The following is a 17,753-nucleotide window of genomic DNA, read 5'->3' as shown; positions in this document are numbered from 1 at the left end:
GGCCGCGCGTTATGAATCCACGCCCTGGTTCGGCGAAGAAGTCAATCTTTGCGCTGCCCCTTGCCGAGCGCCTCAAACATCATCGTCTTCAGCGTCAGTTGAATGCGTCCGCCCTGCGTCGGGGCCTGCACCATGAAGACAACGAGCAAGTCGTCCTTGGGATCGACGAAGTAGAAGCTGCCCCCCGCCGCATCCCAGCGGTATTCGCCGAGCGGCCACGTCGTACCCGGCGGCGGCGAGGTGCGCACGGCAAAGCCAAGGCCGAAGCCGGAGGTCGGGCCCGGGAAATAGAAGGGATCGTGAATGATCCCGGTCTCCGGTCCGATCTGATCGGACGTCATCAGTGCGACCGTCTCGGGCTTGAGATAACGCTTGCCGTCCAGCTCGCCGCCGTTCAGCAGCATTTGCAGGAAGCGCGCGTAGTCGCCGGCCGTCGAGACCAGGCCCGCACCGCCGGATTCCCAGCGCCGCGGCAATGCCGGATCCCTGATTCCGGCTACGCGAAAACGATCGACGGGATATGCCTGGGCGATGCGCGCCCACTTCGATGTATCTGCGACGTAGTACGTTGTCTCGGACATCCCCAGCGGATCGAACAGCCGCTGCTTCTCGAATTGAAATAGAGTCTGCCCCGAGGCCACTTCGACGACACGGCCGAGCACGTCGGTTGAATGGCTGTAGTTCCAACGCACTGCCGGCTGATCGGCGAGTGGCAGTGTCGCGATCCGGTCGGCGAATTCGGCATTGTCGAAGTCACCGGCATAAAGCTTGGGGTCGGCATAGAGTTTCTGCACCGCGGTTTCGCCGAAGAAGCCGTAAGTGATCCCCGACGTGTGCCGCAGCAGGTCCCTGATCGTGATCGGCCGTTTCAACGGCTCAAGCTTGAGCGGATACTTTCCTGCTTCATCGGAAACATCGACGCCGACTTTCGCGTCCGCAAAGGACGGAATGTATTTCGACACGGGGTCATCAAGAGCCAGCTTGCCGTCGTCGACCAGCATCATCGCGGCAACCGAGGTGACGGCTTTCGACATCGAATAGATCTGGAAAATGGTATCCGGCGTCATCGGCGCGCCGGTCCCCGGGTCCCGCACGCCGAAACTTTCGAGATCAACCAGCTTGCCGTGCTGCTGGATCAGCATGACTGCGCCGGGAATCTTGCCGGCCGTGATCTCGCTGCGAACGTAGTCGCCAAACTGGTCAAGTGCTGCGCGCGAGAAAGTTGGCGCGTCAGTAGCCTTCGGCTCGCCCCGCAACGCATGCGGCGAGCCGCCGAGAGAAAGCACCGCGAGCGCCGCCGCGACAAGGCAGCGCCGAATGGCGCCGTCAGTTCTCCATCGCTTCATAGACCAACTGCTTCAGCGTCCGCTGGACGCGCTGGCGCTCCGTCGGCGTCTGCTCCAACACCACGAAGAACATGTCCTGTTTGCGGTCGACCACCATATAGCAGCCGCTGGCGCCATCCCATTTCAGTTCGCCCAGCGATCCCGGCGGCGGCGGCTTGGCGTGACCGGGATCGGTGCGCACGGCAAGCCCAAGCCCCATGCCGAACCCGTCACCGGGGAAATAATAATGATCCCGCGCAACACCGGAGTCCTTTCCGGCGTGGTCCGACGTCAACAGTTCGAACGTCTTCGGGCTGAGATAGGTCTTGCCCTCGAACGTCCCGCCATTGGCAAGCATCTGCGCAAATTTCGAAAAATCCGACATGGTCGAAACCATGCCGCCGCTGGCGGATTCCCACTTCTGGCGAACCTCGGTCCTGTACAGGCGGCCGACCCGGAAATCACTGTCGTTCGGCAACGGTTGGGCGAGCCGCTGCAGCCGCTCCGGTTCGGTGACGAAGAAGTTGGTGTCAGTCATGCCGAGCGGATCGAGCAGCTTTTCCTTCTCGATCTCGAGCAATGGCTTCCCGGACACGATCTCCATGATCCGCGCCAGAATGTCGGTGGAATGGCCGTATTGCCAGAGCGCGCCCGGCTGGTTGTGCAGCGGCAGCTTGGCGATCCGCTCGGCGAATTCGGCGAGGTCGAATTCGCCCGCATAGAGATTGGCCTCCTTGTAGGCCTTGCGCACCAGACTATCGCCATAGAAGCCATAGGTGATGCCGGAGGTATGACGCATCAGGTCGAGAACGGTGATGGGCCGGGTCAGTGGCACCAGTTCAAGTGTCTTGGTGCCGTCTTCGGCCTTTTTCTCCACGCCGACCTTCATGTTTGCGAAGGAGGGAATGTACTTCGAGACGGGATCGTCGAGCTTGATCTTGCCGTCCTGAACCAACTGCATCGCCACGACAGAGGTGATCGCCTTGGTCAGCGAAGACAGGCGGAAGATGGTCTTGTCAGAGATCGGCGCCTTGGAGGCCACGTCCTGCACGCCGAAGGTCTCGTGATAAATTGGCTTGCCGTGCTGCTGGATCAGAACATTGGCACCGGCGATCTTGCCGGTCGCCACCTCGTTCTTGAAGAACTCGGTGATCTTGGCGAGCTTGTCCTTGTTGAATCGCGCGCCCGCTGGAAGATCGAAAGTGCCTTCGGCGCGGGCCGGTGATGCCGCGAGCAACAGTGCGCCAGCGGCGAGCGCGTGCAGGATTTGGCGTGAATTCATTGGACCCCTCTCCCCGGAATTCACGGGGAAGTGTAGCGGAGGCACGATCAGGGACAAGGGCTGCCGAAGGCGTCCAAAACGTCCTGATGCAATTTGCCGCTCTGCGCCGAAAAGCAGCAGAATATTGCGTGTGTCAGGTCAGGTGCCGAGGGCAGCGCATCGACCACCGTCTTGACGGCAATTTTGGCTGCCCGATCCGCCGGGAACCGGAAGACACCGGTCGAAATGGCTGGAAACGCTATCGAAGCAAGATTGTGGGCACGGCAAAGTTCAATACTTCGACGGTAGCACGATGCAAGCTGCGCATCTTCGCCGCGGTTACCGCCGTACCAAACTGGTCCAACGGCATGGATCACATGCCGTGCGGGGAGCCGGTATCCTTTGGTGATCTTGGCGTCGCCGGTCTCGCAGCCGTTGAGCGTCCGGCATTCGGCCAGCAATTCCGGCCCGGCCGCATCGTGGATCGCGCCATCCACGCCACCGCCGCCAAGCAGCGACGAATTTGCCGCGTTGACGATGGCGTCAACGCGCAAGGAGGTGATGTCGGCAACGATGACTTCGAGCCGCGCCTGGCCAACCTGGCGCGCAAGGCCGCTCAGGCAGAGGCCGCCGCGTTGAGCGTGACGCCCTTGTCGGCAAACAGCTGCTGCAATTCACCGGCCTGGAACATCTCGCGGATGATGTCGCAGCCGCCGATGAACTCGCCCTTGACGTAGAGCTGCGGAATGGTCGGCCAGTTCGAATATTCCTTGATGCCGTTGCGAAGCTCGGCGGATTCGAGAACGTTCAGGCCCTTGTAGCCGACACCGACGTGGTCAAGGATCTGGACCACCTGGCCGGAGAAACCGCACTGCGGAAACTGCGGCGTGCCCTTCATGAACAGCACGACGTCGTTCGACTTCACTTCGTTGGCGATGAATTGCTCGATGCTCATATTCGCTTCCTTTTAAGGCGCACAGCCCCCTGCGGCTTCGCCCGTTGGGCCGACCATGTAACCCGGTTACTGGCTCTATATGTAGCCCAAACCGTTGTTCATCCAAAGTAAAATGCCGAGGAGCTGGCATGCGCGGGGCCGATCGGAGTGCCGGACGCGGCCGCCGCCCATTGTGTGACAGCATTAATATCGTAGGGGCGGAAGGCTTTTTTCCCGGAACGGAACCCCTATTTAGGACGGACTGCCCGTTTGGAACCTGCTTCCCGGACTAACGTTCTCTCCTTCGAACGGAGATACCTGTGACGAAATCAGTAGCCGCCGCCGAGTACGCGACATCAGCCCCGTCACTTTTCTCCGATTCCGGCACCCTCGCCCAGAATTTGGTGGAAGCCTATCTGGCCGTCCGCGGGGAGACCGAGCGCCGGGCCGCCCCCTTGAGCCCCGAGGACCAGCTCATCCAGTCGATGCCGGACGCCAGCCCGGCGAAGTGGCATCGCGCCCATACCACCTGGTTTTTCGAGCAATTCCTGCTCGGCGAGCACTGCGAGGGTTACCAGCCCTTTCACCCCGACTACGCCTTTCTGTTCAATTCCTACTATGTCAGCGCCGGCCCGCGGCACGCCCGCCACCAGCGCGGCCATCTGACCCGCCCGAGCGCGGACGAGGTCACCGCCTATCGCCGCCATGTCGACGCCGCCGTGATCAAATTCTTCCAGACCGCCGGCGAGGAGCGCCTCGCCGGGCTCGTCCCGCTGGTCGAGGTCGGCCTCAACCACGAGCAGCAGCATCAGGAATTGATGCTGACCGATATCCTGCACGCCTTCGCCCAGAACCCGATCCCGCCGGCCTATGATCCGGCATGGCGCTTCCCGGCGCAGCACCGCTCGGCGGAGGAATGGGTCACCCTCAACGAGGGCATCCACACCGTCGGGCACACCGACGACAGCTTCCATTTCGACAATGAAAAGCCCGCGCACCGCGCCCTTGTCGGCCCGGTTCGGCTCGCGCGCAACCTCGTGACCAATGCCGAATGGCTGGCTTTCATGCAGGACGGCGGCTACGGCACCGCCACGCTGTGGCTGATGGACGGCTTTGCTGCCGCGACCAACGAGGGCTGGCAGGCGCCCGGCCACTGGCGCCAGACTGGTGGCGAATGGCGGATCATGACGCTGGGCGGCTTGCAGCCGGTCGACCCGGCCGCCCCGGTCAGCCATGTCAGCTATTACGAGGCGGACGCGTTCGCGCGCTGGGCCGGCAGGCACCTGCCGACCGAGATGGAATGGGAAGTCGCCGCCCGCGCCGGCCAGCTCAACGATGCCTTCGGCATCGTCTGGCAGTGGACCCGCAGCGCCTACGCCCCCTACCCCGGCTACCGCGCCATCGAGGGTGCGCTCGGCGAATATAACGGCAAGTTCATGGTCAACCAGCTGGTGCTGCGCGGCTCCTCGCTTGCAACTCCCGCCGGCCACAGCCGTATCACCTACCGTAACTTCTTCTACCCGCATCACCGCTGGCAATTCACGGGGCTGCGCCTCGCCGATTACGCCTGATGTCTTCGACCATCATTGCGCGCCGGAAAGCGCGTTCAGGAGAGTATCATGAATGTGCACGCCGCCGCTTTGGCCCAGACGTATCAGTTCGATGAGCAGACTTCCGCCTTTGCCAGCGACGTGATCGGCGACCTCTCGCAGTTTCCAAAACGGCTGTCGCCAAAATATTTCTACGACGCCGCGGGCTCCGAGCTGTTCGAGCAGATCACGGTGCTGCCGGAATATTACCCGACCCGGACCGAACTCGGCATCCTGCGCGGCCACGGCGACGAGATCGCCGCCATCATTCCGAAAGGCGCAGCCCTCGTGGAGTTCGGCGCCGGCGCCACCACCAAGGTCCGGCTGCTGCTGGAGCGCTGCGATTTTTCCGCCTATGTCCCGGTCGATATTTCAGGCGACTTCCTGAACGCGCAGGCCGTAGCCTTGCGCAAGGATTTTCCCGATCTCGGCGTGTATCCGGTGGCTGCCGATTTCACCGCGCCGTTTGCCCTGCCGGCGGAGATCGAAGGGATGCCGAAGGTCGGTTTCTTTCCGGGATCGACGCTCGGCAATTTCGATCCGGATGAGGCGCGCGCCTTCCTGCGCAGCGCCCGCGACATTCTGGGCGACGGCGCGCAGATGATCATCGGCGTCGACCTCGAAAAGAACGAGCGCGTGCTATACGACGCCTATAACGACGCCGCCGGCGTCACCGCCAAATTCAATCTCAACGTCCTGGTCCGCATCAACCGCGAGCTCGGCGGCAATTTCGACGTCTCCGCCTTCATGCATCGCTCGGTCTATAACCGCGAGCGCCATCGCATCGAGATGCACTTGATTTCCAAGAAGGCTCAGAACGTGCGCATCCTGGGACGGAATTTTTCATTCCGCCCCGGCGAGAGCATCCACACCGAGTCGAGCTATAAATACAGCCTCGACCGCTTCACCGCCCTGGCGCGTGAATCCGGCTGGTCGGTGCGGGAATCCTGGACCGACCGGGACAGGATGTTTTCGGTTCACGCGCTGGCCGCCTCAGACTGAGGCTGGCCGCGAATTTTGCAGTTCACGTCTTGCAAAACGATCGCTTGCGCTCTGGCCGGAACCTGCGTGTCGGGGCGATCCGGGGCGCAACCGATATCCAGTCATCGTGCAATCGGTCTGCTCCCAGGAGCCACGCATGAATGATGCGCCACTTGTCCTGTCCGCGCGACTGGAAATCCAGTAGCGGTGATGCTGCGTCCTGCAATTCGTGAAAGAACTTCAACGAGTCTTTACCAGTCGGTCCGTCCGGCTCGATCGCCTGCGATAGTATCCAGCGGTCCCACTCTTGAATGATCCGTACTCTTGCTTCGCTCTGTTTCATAGGCGCGTATTCCCACCACGGTACCCCCGTGGGCACTGAGTGATCGCGCTGGTCTAGGTTAGATGGAAAGGTGCATACGCCGCCGCGCGTCCCCACACCTTTACCGAACGCACTATAACCAAACTTCTTAACAAGTGTTCATCTTTATCGACCCGCCCGCAAAAGGGTCCATCTCCGCTGTCGTTTCCCCTTCGAAAGGTCCAATTTTTGACGCGGACTCAGCCGTATCTTTGCCAGTAGCATGGCTCGGGGTGAGTTCGTGTCAGGGGATGTCAGTCATGGGCAATGCATATCCAGCGTCCAGCAGCCACAATGCCGGATCGGTTCACAATGATACGGACTGGGACGACGAAGCAGACACCGAGCGGGTGGCGCTGATCGAGGAAAATGCACGGCTTCGGGCGCTCGTCGTCCAGCTCTCAACGCTCGTGCTCAAGAACGTCGTCGATCAGCATAACTCGCCGCAACTGATCCCGGTCAGGCGGCCAAGGCTTGACTGAATTCAAGGCTTGATTGAGTTCAAGGCTTGATTGAAGGCGCTATTCTGCTTGGCCGGATCGCAGCGAGAACGTTTCCCACATCGCGACGCCGATCAGGATTGCGGTGGTCAGGATGGATAGCATCAGCGGCGAAAGGTCGCTGGCAAACCATGCGAGCACGCAGAGCGCGATGATGCCGGCGCCATGCGAGAGCTGAAGAAAGCCGCGAAAACTCTGCTTGAACAGCACGGTCCCGAACAGAAACAGCAAGGGGCCGCCGATCGCGCTCGTCACGGTCTTCAGATCGGAATGACCGCCCGGGTGCTTCAGCACCAACTCATCCGCCACCGCCGTAACGATGATGCCGGCCACGATCGGCATGTGCAGATAGGTATAGGCAAGCAGCGCCAGCCTTCCCGGCTCGCTCGATTTTGAAAGCTGTTCGGAGGCAGCCTCGGCACCGATGTGGAAATAGATCCACCACATCGCGATGCTGCCGAGCAGGGCCGAGACGAACCCCAGAACGTTTTCGCCCGTCCAGGTGAGTTCGGCGAAAGTCGCGCCGATGACGACGATGGATTCGCCGAGCGCGATGATGATGAACAGCGCGCAACGCTCGGCCATGTGGCCGCCTTCGATCATCCAGTCCGCGACCGAGGACGCGCCATAGCGCGGAATCCAGAACCGCACCGCCGGCGAAATGTATTCGATGACGAGCGCAACGGCCCACAGCGCCAGCCGCGACTGACCTTCGGCCAGTCCGCCCGCGATCCAGAAGATGGCCGATGTCGAGAGCCAGGCGGCGATCCGGATGGCATTCATCCTGACGCGCGGGCGCGAGACCGGCGTCGACAGCCACAGAAATATCGTCTTGCCGACCTGCATCGTCGCATAGGCGATGGCGAACCACAGGCCGCGCTCGTCAAACGCCTTCGGGATCGACGTCGACAGCACCAGCCCGCCCAGCATCATCGCAAACAGCAGGAGCCGGACCGGCGTCTTCTCCGGATTGAGCCAGTTGGTAATCCAGGAGGTAAAAACCCAGACCCACCACACGGCCAGAAAAAGCACCGTGACCTGCAGCGCGCCGAGAACGGTGAAGTGCGCGAGCAGCGTGTGCGAGATCTGGGTGACGGCAAAGACGAAGACGAGGTCGAAGAACAGCTCCGCATAGGTGACGCGGCTGTGCTGGTGCGGCACGATCGTGCGAAACATCGCGCCGTGCGGATCGTTCGTCATTGGTGCCCCCGCGTGGCTGGTCGGGGGTTAGCCCTCCGGTACCCCGGTCTGCAGCGCCAGCGCGTGCAGCACGCCGCCCATCTGGCCCTTGAGCGACTGATACACGATCTGATGCTGCTGCACGCGCGACTTGCCACGGAAGGATTCCGAGATCACGGTCGCGGCGTAGTGGTCGCCATCGCCTGCGAGATCGCGGATCGTCACCTCGGCATCGGGGATAGCTGCCTTGATCATCGATTCGATATCGTGGGCGTCCATCGGCATCCAGCATGTCTCCGTCAGGTGTTTCGAATCACGGCCCGGCTCGCGCGACCGTGACGGCCAAACCTAGCGCGTACGCTCTTCTAGGTCACGCCCGGCGTCACTATATTCCCGGCCGAACGGTTTGACACCGCGAGATCCGGTCGCGCCCGATCATTTCGGGCTGACCTAAAAAGAGGCCAAAGAACCATGAAATTGCCCGGTCCCGACCATCCGATCACGATAACGGCAAACCCCAAGCGTATCAGGGTCTCGGCAGGCGGCGTGGTCGTCGCCGATACCACCCATGCGCTGACGCTCAGGGAAGCCAGCTATCCGGCAGTGCAATATGTGCCGCGCGAGGACGCCAACATGGCGCTGCTCGCCCGCACCGAGCGGACCACGCACTGCCCCTACAAGGGGGATGCGAACTATTTCAGCATCAATGCCGACGGCAAGCGCATCGAAAATTCGATCTGGACCTATGAGACGCCCTTCCCGGCCATGGCCGAAATCGCAGGCCACCTAGCGTTCTATCCGGACAAGGTGACGATCGAGGAAGTGGCGTAAGGCAGAGACGGCATCATTCCGCGTATGCGAAAGCATCGAAACCGGAATGACCGCATGCGTAGCTATGCCCTGAATATCGTTAGCCCGAGGATCAGGAGCACCAGGAAGATCGCGACGAAGACATAGAACAGGAAGCGGGCGATGTCGGCGGAAGCCGCCGAAATGCCGGTGAAGCCGAGAAGACCGGCGACGATCGACACCAGCAAGAAGATCAGCGCCCATTTGAGGATTGTCATCGCGTGCTCCGGGGGACCTTAGGCCAATAGCGGCGGCCGACGAATTCACCGATCCTAACGGCGAGTTGCTCGGCTGGTTCCCGCGCGAACTCAGCCGCCGGGCGACGGGATTTTGCCGCGCCCTACCGGCCTTGCTGAATCGGGTTCCCGGGAGCAAGATTTGACGCAAACAACCTGCACGGGGGCGCGTGCCCATGACGACGATTTCCAGTTCGGTGAGCGCCGATGTGGGCGCCGTGCCCAAGGCCAAATCGCGCAACCTATCGCTTGATCGCGCCCGCACCTTCCTGACGCTGGTGGTGCTGCTCCACCACGCCGTGATTCCCTATACCTATTTCGGCCATACCGACCCGAAGTACTTCTTCGGCTTCGACATGATCGTGCTCGCCACCGACAGTTTCTTCATGGCGATGTTCTTCTTCCTGTCGGGCCTGTTCGCATGGTCCGGTATCGCCCGGAAGGGACCGCTGAACTATTTGCAGGATCGCCTGCTTCGGCTTGCCTTACCCTTCGCGATCTGCGCCTTCACGGTCATTCCGCTCGCCTATTACGCCATCTCGCTCCGGCACCATCCCGAGATCGGCTTTTCGGAATATTATTGGAATATGATCACGAAGGGCCCGTGGCCGAGCGGGCCTATCTGGTTCCTCTGGGTCTTGTTCGCCTTCGACCTGGTTGCCTGCCTGCTGTACCGGCTGTCGCCCCATCTGCTCGATCCGATCAATCGTCTCTCGCTGCACGGCCGTCGCCGGCCCGCGGTGTTCTTCGCGGTCATGCTTGCCGTCACCGCTGCGTTCTACGTTCCCGGGCTGGTCCACTACGGACATAGCAGCTGGTTCGAGTTCGGGCCGTTCTCGGTGCAGCACGGGCGCATCATGCTCTATGCGAGCTATTTCTTTTTCGGCGCCGGCATCGGCGTTGCGCAAATGGATCGCGGGCTGCTCGCGGCAGACGGAAGGATGGCGAAGGTCAGCTGGGACTGGATGGTGCTGGCGATCGTTCCGTATTGCCTGTTGTGGGTGCTGATCTTCATCAAGCGCGAAATACTGGGCAACCCGTCGCCGTTGCCGGACTGGTATGAAGCGCTCTATGCCATCTGCTTCACCGTCTTCAGCGTGGCCATCATGTTTCTGATCCTGGCCTTTTTCCAGCGGTTCAGGCAATCGGGCTCAGCCAAGCTGCTCGATCCGATGCAGGCGGATGCCTACGGCATGTTCCTGGTGCATTACCCGATCGCGCTTTGGCTGCAATACTGGCTGTTCGACTATGATTTGCCGGCGATCGTGAAGGCGACAGTCGGTTTCGTGCTGACGGTCGCATTCAGCTGGGCACTGACGCGCGCGTTGCGGCAGATCCCGGGCGCGACGAAGGTGTTGTAGCCCTGTAGCCCGCATGAGCGCAGCGATATGCGGGACGACGCGGACACTGGCCCCGCATGTCGCTGCGCTCATGCGGGCTACGAAGTTGCAGCGTCGCTACGCCGCCTTGCCGCTCATATAGGCCGGCAGCCAGTGCTCGAACGCTGTCTTGAGCGCGTTCACCGCCACCTGCCCCTCGCCCGCAACCGCGACCGCATCGCCACCGGTGGTGCCGATCCGCGCACACGGCACGCCGGCGCCCTTCATCTTGGCCAGCACCAGGCCGGCATCCGCCGCCGGCACCGTTACGATGTAGCGCGCCTGATCTTCGCCGTACCAGTACGCGTGCGGCACGATCGAGCTTGGCGCGGCCAAGAGCTGCGCGCCGATGCCGCTGGCAATCGCCATCTCGGCCAGCGCAATCAACAGCCCGCCGTCGGAGATGTCATGCACCGCGGTCGCGGTGCCGGCATGGATCATGCCGCGCACCACGTCGCCGTTGCGCTTCTCGGCCGCCAGATCGACCGGCGGCGGGGCGCCCTCCTCGCGGCCGCAAACGTCACGCAGATACACGGACTGTCCGAGCCAGCCCTGGGTGTCGCCGATCAACAGGATCGCTTCGCCGGCGGCCTTGAACGCCAGCGAGGCGGACTTGGTGAAGTCGTCGAGCAGACCAACGCCGCCGATCGAGGGTGTCGGCAGGATGCCGCGGCCGTTGGTCTCGTTGTAGAGCGAGACGTTGCCGGAGACGACCGGGAAGTCGAGCGCGCTGCAAGCGGCGGAAATTCCCTTCAGACAGCCGACGAACTGGCCCATGATCTCGGGCCGTTCCGGATTGCCGAAATTGAGATTGTCGGTAATCGCGAGCGGCCGGCCGCCGACCGCGGTGATGTTGCGCCAGGCTTCCGCCACCGCCTGCTTGCCACCCTCGAACGGGTCGGCCTCGCAATAGCGCGGCGTGACGTCGACGGTGAGCGCGAGCCCCTTCGGCCCATCCTCGACCCGTACCACGGCGGCATCGCCGCCCGGGCGCTGCACGGTGTTACCCAGAATGACGTGGTCGTATTGCTCCCACACCCAGCGCTTCGAGCACAGCTCGGGTGTGGCGATCAGCTTCTCCAGCGCCGGCATAATTCCGATCGGCGCCTTGACCTCGCGCGCCTGCACCACCGGCAGCGCCGCGGACGGGACATGCGGCCGGTCATAGACCGGCGCCTCGTCGCCGAGCTCCTTGATCGGCAGGTCGGCCATCACGTCGCCGCCATGCTTGACCACGAAGCGCTTGGTCGGCGTGGTGTAGCCGACGACGGCAAAGTCCAGTCCCCACTTGGTGAAGATCGCCTCGGCCTCTTTTTCCTTCTCGGGCTTGAGCACCATGAGCATGCGCTCCTGGCTCTCCGAGAGCATCATCTCATAGGCGCTCATGCCGGTTTCGCGCGTCGGCACCGCGTTGAGATCGAGCTCGACGCCGAGGTCGCCCTTGGCGCCCATCTCGACCGCCGAGCAGGTCAGGCCCGCCGCGCCCATGTCCTGGATCGCGATAACGCAGCCCTTTTCCATGATCTCGAGGCAGGCCTCCAGCAGCAGCTTCTCGGCGAAGGGATCGCCGACCTGCACGGTCGGGCGCTTCTCCTCGGAATTGTCGTCGAACTCGGCCGACGCCATCGAGGCGCCGTGGATGCCGTCGCGCCCGGTCTTGGAGCCGAGATAGACGATCGGCATGTTCACGCCGGAGGCCGCCGCATAGAAAATCTTGTCGGTCTCGGCGAGGCCCACCGCCATTGCATTGACCAGGATGTTGCCGTCATAGCGGGTGTGGAAACGCACCTGCCCACCGACCGTCGGCACGCCGAAGGAATTGCCATAGCCGCCGACGCCGGCGACCACGCCCGACACCAGATGCCGCGTCTTGGGGTGTTCCGGCGCGCCAAAGCTCAGCGCATTGAGGCAGGCGATCGGCCGCGCGCCCATGGTGAAGACGTCGCGCAGAATGCCGCCGACGCCTGTGGTCGCGCCCTGATAGGGCTCGATGTAGCTCGGGTGGTTGTGGCTCTCCATCTTGAAGACGACCGCCTGGCCGTCGCCGATGTCGATGACGCCGGCGTTCTCGCCGGGGCCCTGGATCACCCACGGCGCCTTGGTCGGCAGCCCGCGCAGATGGATGCGGGAGGATTTGTACGAGCAGTGCTCGTTCCACATCGCCGAGAAGATCCCGAGCTCGGTGAAGGTCGGCACCCGCCCGATCAGCTTGAGGATGCGCTCATACTCATCGGGCTTCAAACCATGGCTGGCGACGAGTTCGGGGGTGATCTGGGGCTCGTTCATGGGTCTCTTATTAGGAAGATCGAGGGGGTGCGAAAAGGCCTTTTAGGGGGCATTTTTGCCCTGTCCAGAGCTTTGCGCGGGGTGCCTTGCAGGATCGGCGTTTGCACTGCGGGGATGGATCGGATTTAAGGACCCAAACCGACAATTGAAGGCCAGATTTCGTGAACCAGCTCGCCAAGACCGCATTCGACCTCCGCCCCGATCTCCACGTCGAAACCGAGGGCGAATTCAAGGGATGGCGGACCTGGAAACGCGACCATTTCGAGACCCATGCCGGCCCGTTCTACCACCGGATGGATGAGAACGGCCGCATCACCTGTGCGTTCCGGGTCGCGAAAAAACACCTCAACGGCGGCGGCAACGTCCATGGCGGCTGCTTCATGACCTTTGCCGACTACTGCCTGTTCGCGCTCGCCGGCGCCGTGCTGCAGAGCCCCGGGGTTACGGTGTCGTTTTCCTCAGAGTTCCTCGATGCCGCCCGCGAGGGCGAGCTGGTCGAATGTACCGGCGAGGTCACCCGCGCCGGCGGCTCGCTGATCTTCGTGCGGGGCATGCTGAGGTCGGGCGAGCGGGCGCTGCTCACCTTTTCCGGCACGATCAAGCGGGTGAAATGGAAGAAGCCTGTGGACGCCGTTGCCACCTGAAGCGCCACAGCCCCGTCGCGGCTGGCGCGACTATGCGTTGCTGCTCGCGCTGGCGTGCTGCTGGAGCTCGACCTATCCGCTGACCAAGATCGGCCTCGGCTCGATCCCGCCGATCACGTTCATCTCGGCGCGCTCGTTGATTGCAGCGGCCTTTCTGTTCGCGGTTCTGCGGGTGCGCGGCGTGCGGATGCCGACGGACATCAAGGCCTGGAAGCTGTTCGCGCAGCAACAGACCATCAATTCGACGCTGCCGTTTCTGCTGATTACCTGGGCGCAGCAATATGTGCCGGCATCGAATACCGTCGTGCTGGCCTCGACGACGCCGATCTTCGCGTTTCTCATCACCTGGGGCATCACGCGGCATGAGCCGGCCACGCTGCTGAAGCTGATCGGCGCCATTCTGGGGCTGGCCGGAACGGCCTTGATCATCGGCCTCGACGCGCTCGCAACGCTCGATGCCAACATCCTGGCCGAGATCGTCATCCTGATCGCCACCATCTCGTTCGCATGCGCCACGATCTTCGGCTTGCGGCTGACGGACTACGATCCCATGGTGGTGGCCGCGGGCTCGCTGCTGTTCGGCGGCATGGTGCTGCTGCCGTTCGCGCTTCTTATCGATCATCCCTGGACCTTGCGGCCGACGACGGAGGCGCTGGTCGCGACAACAGCTATGGGGATCGTCTCCAGCGCGTTCGGGCTGATGCTGTTCTACATGTGCCTGACGCGGCTCGGCACGCTGACCACCAACGCGCAGGGCTATCTGCGGATTCCGATCGGCGTCGGCCTGTCGGTAGTGCTGCTCGGCGAAGCCGTGCCGGCAAATCTCGCGCTCGGCCTCGTGCTCGTGATGGCCGGCGTCGCCGCGATGACCGTCCCGCGCGGCCATTATCGCAAATGGATCGACCGGCTGCGCGGGAACAAGGGTGGATGAAGCCCGCCGGCGGGATCAGGCCGACAATTGCTTTTCGGCGATCGAAAGCCACTCCGCCTGCGCATCGCGCAGATATTTCGGCGCGCGCCGCATCGAGAGCAGCAATTCGTTGAACACGATCCTGGCCTCGGCGGTGCGTCCTGTCATGCTCAGCAGCATCCCGTAACGCACCTTGGCCTCGGCGCCCGGAAAATAAGCCACGAGCGCATGGTATTCGTCGAGCGCCTCGTCGACGCGTCCGACCTCGGCCAAGGCACGGGCATAGAGCAGATGTCCCTCGGCCGATTCAAAATCGGGCCAGTGTTGTTTCAGATCATCCAGTGTCGCGAGCACATCCGCCGGACGGTTGAGACCGAATTGCGCCTGCGCCTTGCCCAGCGCGTAGGCCGGCTCTTTGCCCATCGGCAGCGTGAGGACATGGTCGTAGTGCCGCTCGGCTTCGTCGAAGCGCCCAACCTTCAGGCATTCGGCTGCAAGCACCTCGCGGTTCGCGATGGTGTCAGTGCCTGCGAGCCGCTCACACAGCTCACGATAGCGCTTTTCCGGATCGAGCCTTTCCGCGACGCGCTTGCGCGCCTGTTGCGCGCCGGGGCTGCCGAACCACTCCGGGATCAGTTCAACGACGATGTAGGCGAGCGCGCCGACAAAGGGGATCATCAGGATGATGAAAGCCCAGGGCTGAAGGCGCCCGGTCTTCGATGCGTGCCAGATCAGGGTGATGTCGAGCAGCAAAACAACGATGGCAACGGGCATGTGGGCATTTCCAGTCAAACCGGGCGAACGGTCCTTAGTGGCCTTGATAGCGCGGCAAGTTCAATCGAACAATCTTCAGTTGTGAATGGACACGAACATATCGCTGAGATCCCACACGTGTGGCCCTGCAGCCACTTCCAACGGAACAGCAACGATCTGTGATCGGCGGAGAGGAACGTGGTCCGGCGGACCTCGTTTGCCCCAAGCGCAACAAGAAAAGGATCAGCTATGAAACTCGCGACATTGGGATTGGCGACCGCGCTGGCGTTCACGAGCACCGTCGCGCTCGCGCAGTCCGGCAGCGGCTCTGCGGGCGGAAGTTCAGGCACGGGCGGCGCGCCAGGCAGCAGCACTGCGACCGGGCCGTCCACCGGCGGAACGACCACCGGCAGCGCGACGGGTACTAACCCCAGCACCGGCATGAGCAATGGCGCCGGCAGTGCGACTGCGGGTCGGAACAGCGGTCTGAACCCGTCCGGGAACACGCTCATCAACCCCTCGCCCAGCGGTTCGACAATCGCGCCGACAGGCCCCGGCTCGCCGACCGGCCGATGACCAAGCGGACAACAAAAAGCCCCGCTTCAAGCGGGGCTTTTTCATTTCGACTGTTGTCGAGCGCTACTTCTTCTCTTCCAGCAGCTTCCTGTATTTGTCGACGTCGCGCGTCACCAACTGCCCGAGCACGTCGCTCGCGTGCTCATTGGCATCTGGCGCGACGGTGGAGAGATCGTGAAAACGCTTCTTCACCGCCTCGCTCTCAACAGCGGCCTTGGCCGCGGCGTTCAGTTTCGCGATCACCGCAGGCGGCGTCCCCTTTGGCGCGAACAGGCCGTTCCAGCCTTGCGCCTCGAAATCGGGAAGCCCGGCTTCTGCCGAGGTCGGCAGATCGGGCAAGGTTGCGAGCCGCACCGTCGAGCCGACGACGAGGCCTCTGACGAGCTTGTCGTCGATTGCCTGCGACACCGAGGCAGCGGAATCGCAGACGCCGTCAATCTGCCCGCCGATTGCGTCCGTCAGCGCCGGCGCCGCGCCACGATAGCCGACAAGCTGGACCTCGATGCCGGCGGCCTGCACAAAGCTCTTGCAGATCAGGAAATTCGAGGAGCCGACACCGGCGTGGCCGAGATTGACCTTGCCGGGATTCTTCTTCGCATAGGCGATGAAGTCCTGCAGGTTCTTTGCCGGGAAATCCTTGCGTATGGCGATGATGCCGAAGGTCTTCGCCACGACCGCGATCGGCAGAAAGGATTCCGGCGTGAACGACAGTTTCGGATAGATCGTGTAGGTCGCAGCACTGGTGCCGGCATTGCCGATCGCGATGGTGTAACCGTCGGCCTCCGCGCGCGCAGCACGCGTCAGCGCGGTCGAGCCGCCGGCGCCCGCGACGTTCTCGATCACGATCGGCTGCCCGAGCGACTTGGCCATCTCCTCGGCCACCACGCGCGCGATCACGTCGGAGGTGCCGCCGGCCGCGAACGGCACGATCATGCTGATGGGACGCTTGGGATAGTCCTGCGCATACGCCGGGATGGCGAACAGCAGCGCCGCAACGACGGCTGACAGGCGCACCGCGAACAACTTCACGCGGCTTTTTCCAGATGTGCGGCTAGCCCCGCGAACAGGCCGCGGCCGTCGGTGCAGCCCATGATGTCTTCGACGTGGTTTTCAGGATGCGGCATCATGCCGAGCACGTTGCCGCGCTCGTTGACGATACCAGCGATCGATTCCGCCGCGCCGTTGATGTTGGACTCCTCGTCGACGATGCCCTCAGGGGTGCAATAGCGATAAAGCACCCGCCCCTCACCCTCGAGCCGCTTCACCGTCTCCTCGTCGGCTTCGTAATTGCCCTCGCCATGGGCGACCGGCACGCGGATGACCTGCCCGGCATTGTAGCCGCGCGTGAACGGCGAGTCGGAACGTTCGACCCGCAGGTGAACGTCCTTGCAGATGAATTTCAGCCGCGCATTGCGCATCAGCACGCCGGGCAGCAGTCCCGCTTCGCAGAGGATCTGAAAACCGTTGCAGACGCCGAGCACCAGCCCGCCATCGGCCGCATGCTTGCGCACCGCGTCCATGACCGGCGCGCGCGCAGCGATCGCGCCGCAGCGCAGATAGTCACCATAGGAGAACCCGCCGGGCACGACCACGAGATCGGTACCCTTCGGCAGCTCGGTCTCGGCATGCCAGACCATCGCGGCTTCGTTACCCGAAGCGAGCTTGAGGGCGCGCGCCATGTCGCGCTCGCGGTTGATGCCGGGGAAGACGAGGACGGCTGATTTCATGGAAAGTGCCTAGAGAAGTTCGACCCGGTAGTTCTCGATCACGGTGTTCGCCAACAGCTTGTCGGCGGCATCCTTCAATGCCGCCTCGGCCTTGGCCTTGTCGGCGCCCGACAATTCGATGTCGAACACCTTGCCCTGACGGACGCTGGCGACGCCATCGACGCCGAGCGATTTCAGCGCGCCCTCGATGGCCTTGCCTTGCGGATCGAGAATTCCGGATTTCAACGTAACGGTAACGCGTGCCTTCACGAGACTTGCCCCAG

Annotated in this window: 20 protein-coding genes; 7 read left to right on the top strand and 13 right to left on the bottom strand. The window is 62.9% G+C overall.

The features are described 5' to 3' along the window. Window positions 1-41: 41 nt before the first annotated feature. Genes CQ12_RS29930 through grxD form a run of 4 tightly spaced genes read right to left on the bottom strand, consistent with a single transcriptional unit; the run spans window position 42 to window position 3,541 of the window. Window positions 42-1,346 carry a serine hydrolase domain-containing protein gene (locus CQ12_RS29930; RefSeq protein WP_057838877.1) on the bottom strand — a complete coding sequence of 435 codons (1,305 nt, stop codon included), beginning with the start codon at window positions 1,344-1,346 and terminating at the stop codon, window positions 42-44. Continuing rightward, on the bottom strand, window positions 1,327-2,607 hold the full coding sequence (locus CQ12_RS29925) for a serine hydrolase domain-containing protein (protein ID WP_057838876.1): 1,281 nt from the start codon (window positions 2,605-2,607) through the stop codon (window positions 1,327-1,329). Before CQ12_RS29925 ends, CQ12_RS29930 begins: the two co-directional genes overlap by 20 nt. A gap of 47 nt (window positions 2,608-2,654) precedes the next feature. Further along, window positions 2,655-3,206 carry an O-acetyl-ADP-ribose deacetylase gene (locus CQ12_RS29920; RefSeq protein ID WP_057838875.1) on the bottom strand — a complete coding sequence of 184 codons (552 nt, stop codon included), beginning with the start codon at window positions 3,204-3,206 and terminating at the stop codon, window positions 2,655-2,657. Next, window positions 3,203-3,541, bottom strand: coding sequence for a Grx4 family monothiol glutaredoxin (grxD, locus tag CQ12_RS29915; protein WP_057838874.1), 339 nt, complete (start codon window positions 3,539-3,541; stop codon window positions 3,203-3,205). The genes CQ12_RS29920 and grxD overlap by 4 nt, the downstream gene beginning before the upstream one ends. A gap of 299 nt (window positions 3,542-3,840) precedes the next feature. Between grxD and egtB the strand changes: the two genes are divergently transcribed. Together egtB and egtD are read left to right on the top strand one after the other, a co-directional pair. Then, window positions 3,841-5,091, top strand: a complete 1,251-nt coding sequence (gene egtB / locus CQ12_RS29910) for an ergothioneine biosynthesis protein EgtB (protein ID WP_057838873.1) — start codon at window positions 3,841-3,843, stop codon at window positions 5,089-5,091. Between the two features lie 48 nt (window positions 5,092-5,139). Then, window positions 5,140-6,111, top strand: coding sequence for an L-histidine N(alpha)-methyltransferase (egtD, locus tag CQ12_RS29905; protein WP_057838872.1), 972 nt, complete (start codon window positions 5,140-5,142; stop codon window positions 6,109-6,111). Between the two features lie 22 nt (window positions 6,112-6,133). On the opposite strand, the gene CQ12_RS29900 is transcribed toward egtD, so the two are convergent. After that, window positions 6,134-6,433, bottom strand: a complete 300-nt coding sequence (locus tag CQ12_RS29900; protein ID WP_057838871.1) for a hypothetical protein — start codon at window positions 6,431-6,433, stop codon at window positions 6,134-6,136. A gap of 278 nt (window positions 6,434-6,711) precedes the next feature. Here CQ12_RS29900 and CQ12_RS29895 point away from each other — a divergent pair, with 278 nt between their 5' ends. Then, on the top strand, window positions 6,712-6,933 hold the full coding sequence (locus CQ12_RS29895; RefSeq protein ID WP_057838870.1) for a hypothetical protein: 222 nt from the start codon (window positions 6,712-6,714) through the stop codon (window positions 6,931-6,933). Window positions 6,934-6,972: 39 nt separating this feature from the next. Here CQ12_RS29895 and CQ12_RS29890 read toward each other — a convergent pair whose 3' ends face one another. Both CQ12_RS29890 and CQ12_RS29885 read right to left on the bottom strand, forming a co-directional pair. Then, on the bottom strand, window positions 6,973-8,151 hold the full coding sequence (locus tag CQ12_RS29890) for a low temperature requirement protein A (RefSeq protein WP_057838869.1): 1,179 nt from the start codon (window positions 8,149-8,151) through the stop codon (window positions 6,973-6,975). A 27-nt stretch (window positions 8,152-8,178) separates the two neighbouring features. After that, window positions 8,179-8,415 carry a BolA family protein gene (locus CQ12_RS29885; protein ID WP_057838868.1) on the bottom strand — a complete coding sequence of 79 codons (237 nt, stop codon included), beginning with the start codon at window positions 8,413-8,415 and terminating at the stop codon, window positions 8,179-8,181. A gap of 186 nt (window positions 8,416-8,601) precedes the next feature. Between CQ12_RS29885 and CQ12_RS29880 the strand changes: the two genes are divergently transcribed. Next, window positions 8,602-8,961 (top strand): DUF427 domain-containing protein, encoded by a 360-nt coding sequence (locus CQ12_RS29880; RefSeq protein ID WP_057838867.1) that lies wholly within the window; start codon window positions 8,602-8,604, stop codon window positions 8,959-8,961. Between the two features lie 62 nt (window positions 8,962-9,023). Here CQ12_RS29880 and CQ12_RS42890 read toward each other — a convergent pair whose 3' ends face one another. Continuing rightward, window positions 9,024-9,197, bottom strand: coding sequence for a DUF1328 domain-containing protein (locus CQ12_RS42890; RefSeq protein ID WP_065750295.1), 174 nt, complete (start codon window positions 9,195-9,197; stop codon window positions 9,024-9,026). A 194-nt stretch (window positions 9,198-9,391) separates the two neighbouring features. Here CQ12_RS42890 and CQ12_RS29875 point away from each other — a divergent pair, with 194 nt between their 5' ends. Then, window positions 9,392-10,576, top strand: a complete 1,185-nt coding sequence (locus CQ12_RS29875) for an acyltransferase family protein (RefSeq protein WP_057838866.1) — start codon at window positions 9,392-9,394, stop codon at window positions 10,574-10,576. A gap of 96 nt (window positions 10,577-10,672) precedes the next feature. Here the strand turns inward: CQ12_RS29875 and purL are convergent, their stop codons facing one another. Further along, window positions 10,673-12,880, bottom strand: coding sequence for a phosphoribosylformylglycinamidine synthase subunit PurL (purL, locus tag CQ12_RS29870; RefSeq protein ID WP_057838865.1), 2,208 nt, complete (start codon window positions 12,878-12,880; stop codon window positions 10,673-10,675). Window positions 12,881-13,041: 161 nt separating this feature from the next. Between purL and CQ12_RS29865 the strand changes: the two genes are divergently transcribed. Both CQ12_RS29865 and CQ12_RS29860 read left to right on the top strand, forming a co-directional pair. Beyond that, window positions 13,042-13,524 (top strand): PaaI family thioesterase, encoded by a 483-nt coding sequence (locus tag CQ12_RS29865; protein WP_057838864.1) that lies wholly within the window; start codon window positions 13,042-13,044, stop codon window positions 13,522-13,524. Further along, on the top strand, window positions 13,514-14,455 hold the full coding sequence (locus CQ12_RS29860) for a DMT family transporter (protein WP_245310231.1): 942 nt from the start codon (window positions 13,514-13,516) through the stop codon (window positions 14,453-14,455). The genes CQ12_RS29865 and CQ12_RS29860 overlap by 11 nt, the downstream gene beginning before the upstream one ends. A 15-nt stretch (window positions 14,456-14,470) precedes the next feature. Here the strand turns inward: CQ12_RS29860 and CQ12_RS29855 are convergent, their stop codons facing one another. The 4 genes from CQ12_RS29855 to purS all read right to left on the bottom strand — a co-directional run bounded on the left by CQ12_RS29855 (window position 14,471) and on the right by purS (window position 17,739). Further along, window positions 14,471-15,208 carry a tetratricopeptide repeat protein gene (locus tag CQ12_RS29855; protein ID WP_057838862.1) on the bottom strand — a complete coding sequence of 246 codons (738 nt, stop codon included), beginning with the start codon at window positions 15,206-15,208 and terminating at the stop codon, window positions 14,471-14,473. Between the two features lie 618 nt (window positions 15,209-15,826). After that, the gene (locus CQ12_RS29845) at window positions 15,827-16,792 is read right to left on the bottom strand and encodes a tripartite tricarboxylate transporter substrate-binding protein (protein WP_057838860.1); all 966 of its coding nucleotides are present in this window, start codon (window positions 16,790-16,792) and stop codon (window positions 15,827-15,829) included. Then, window positions 16,789-17,490: a phosphoribosylformylglycinamidine synthase subunit PurQ gene (gene purQ, locus CQ12_RS29840; RefSeq protein WP_057838859.1), complete on the bottom strand. Its 702-nt coding sequence runs from the start codon at window positions 17,488-17,490 to the stop codon at window positions 16,789-16,791. The genes CQ12_RS29845 and purQ overlap by 4 nt, the downstream gene beginning before the upstream one ends. A gap of 9 nt (window positions 17,491-17,499) precedes the next feature. Then, window positions 17,500-17,739 (bottom strand): phosphoribosylformylglycinamidine synthase subunit PurS, encoded by a 240-nt coding sequence (gene purS, locus CQ12_RS29835; protein ID WP_057838858.1) that lies wholly within the window; start codon window positions 17,737-17,739, stop codon window positions 17,500-17,502. Window positions 17,740-17,753 lie beyond the last annotated feature (14 nt).

It is taken from the genome of Bradyrhizobium jicamae, from assembly GCF_001440395.1.
GTDB lineage: Bacteria > Pseudomonadota > Alphaproteobacteria > Rhizobiales > Xanthobacteraceae > Bradyrhizobium > Bradyrhizobium jicamae.
The sequence above is the reverse complement of the archived record's forward strand: the minus strand, read 5'-3'. Positions and strand labels throughout refer to the sequence as shown.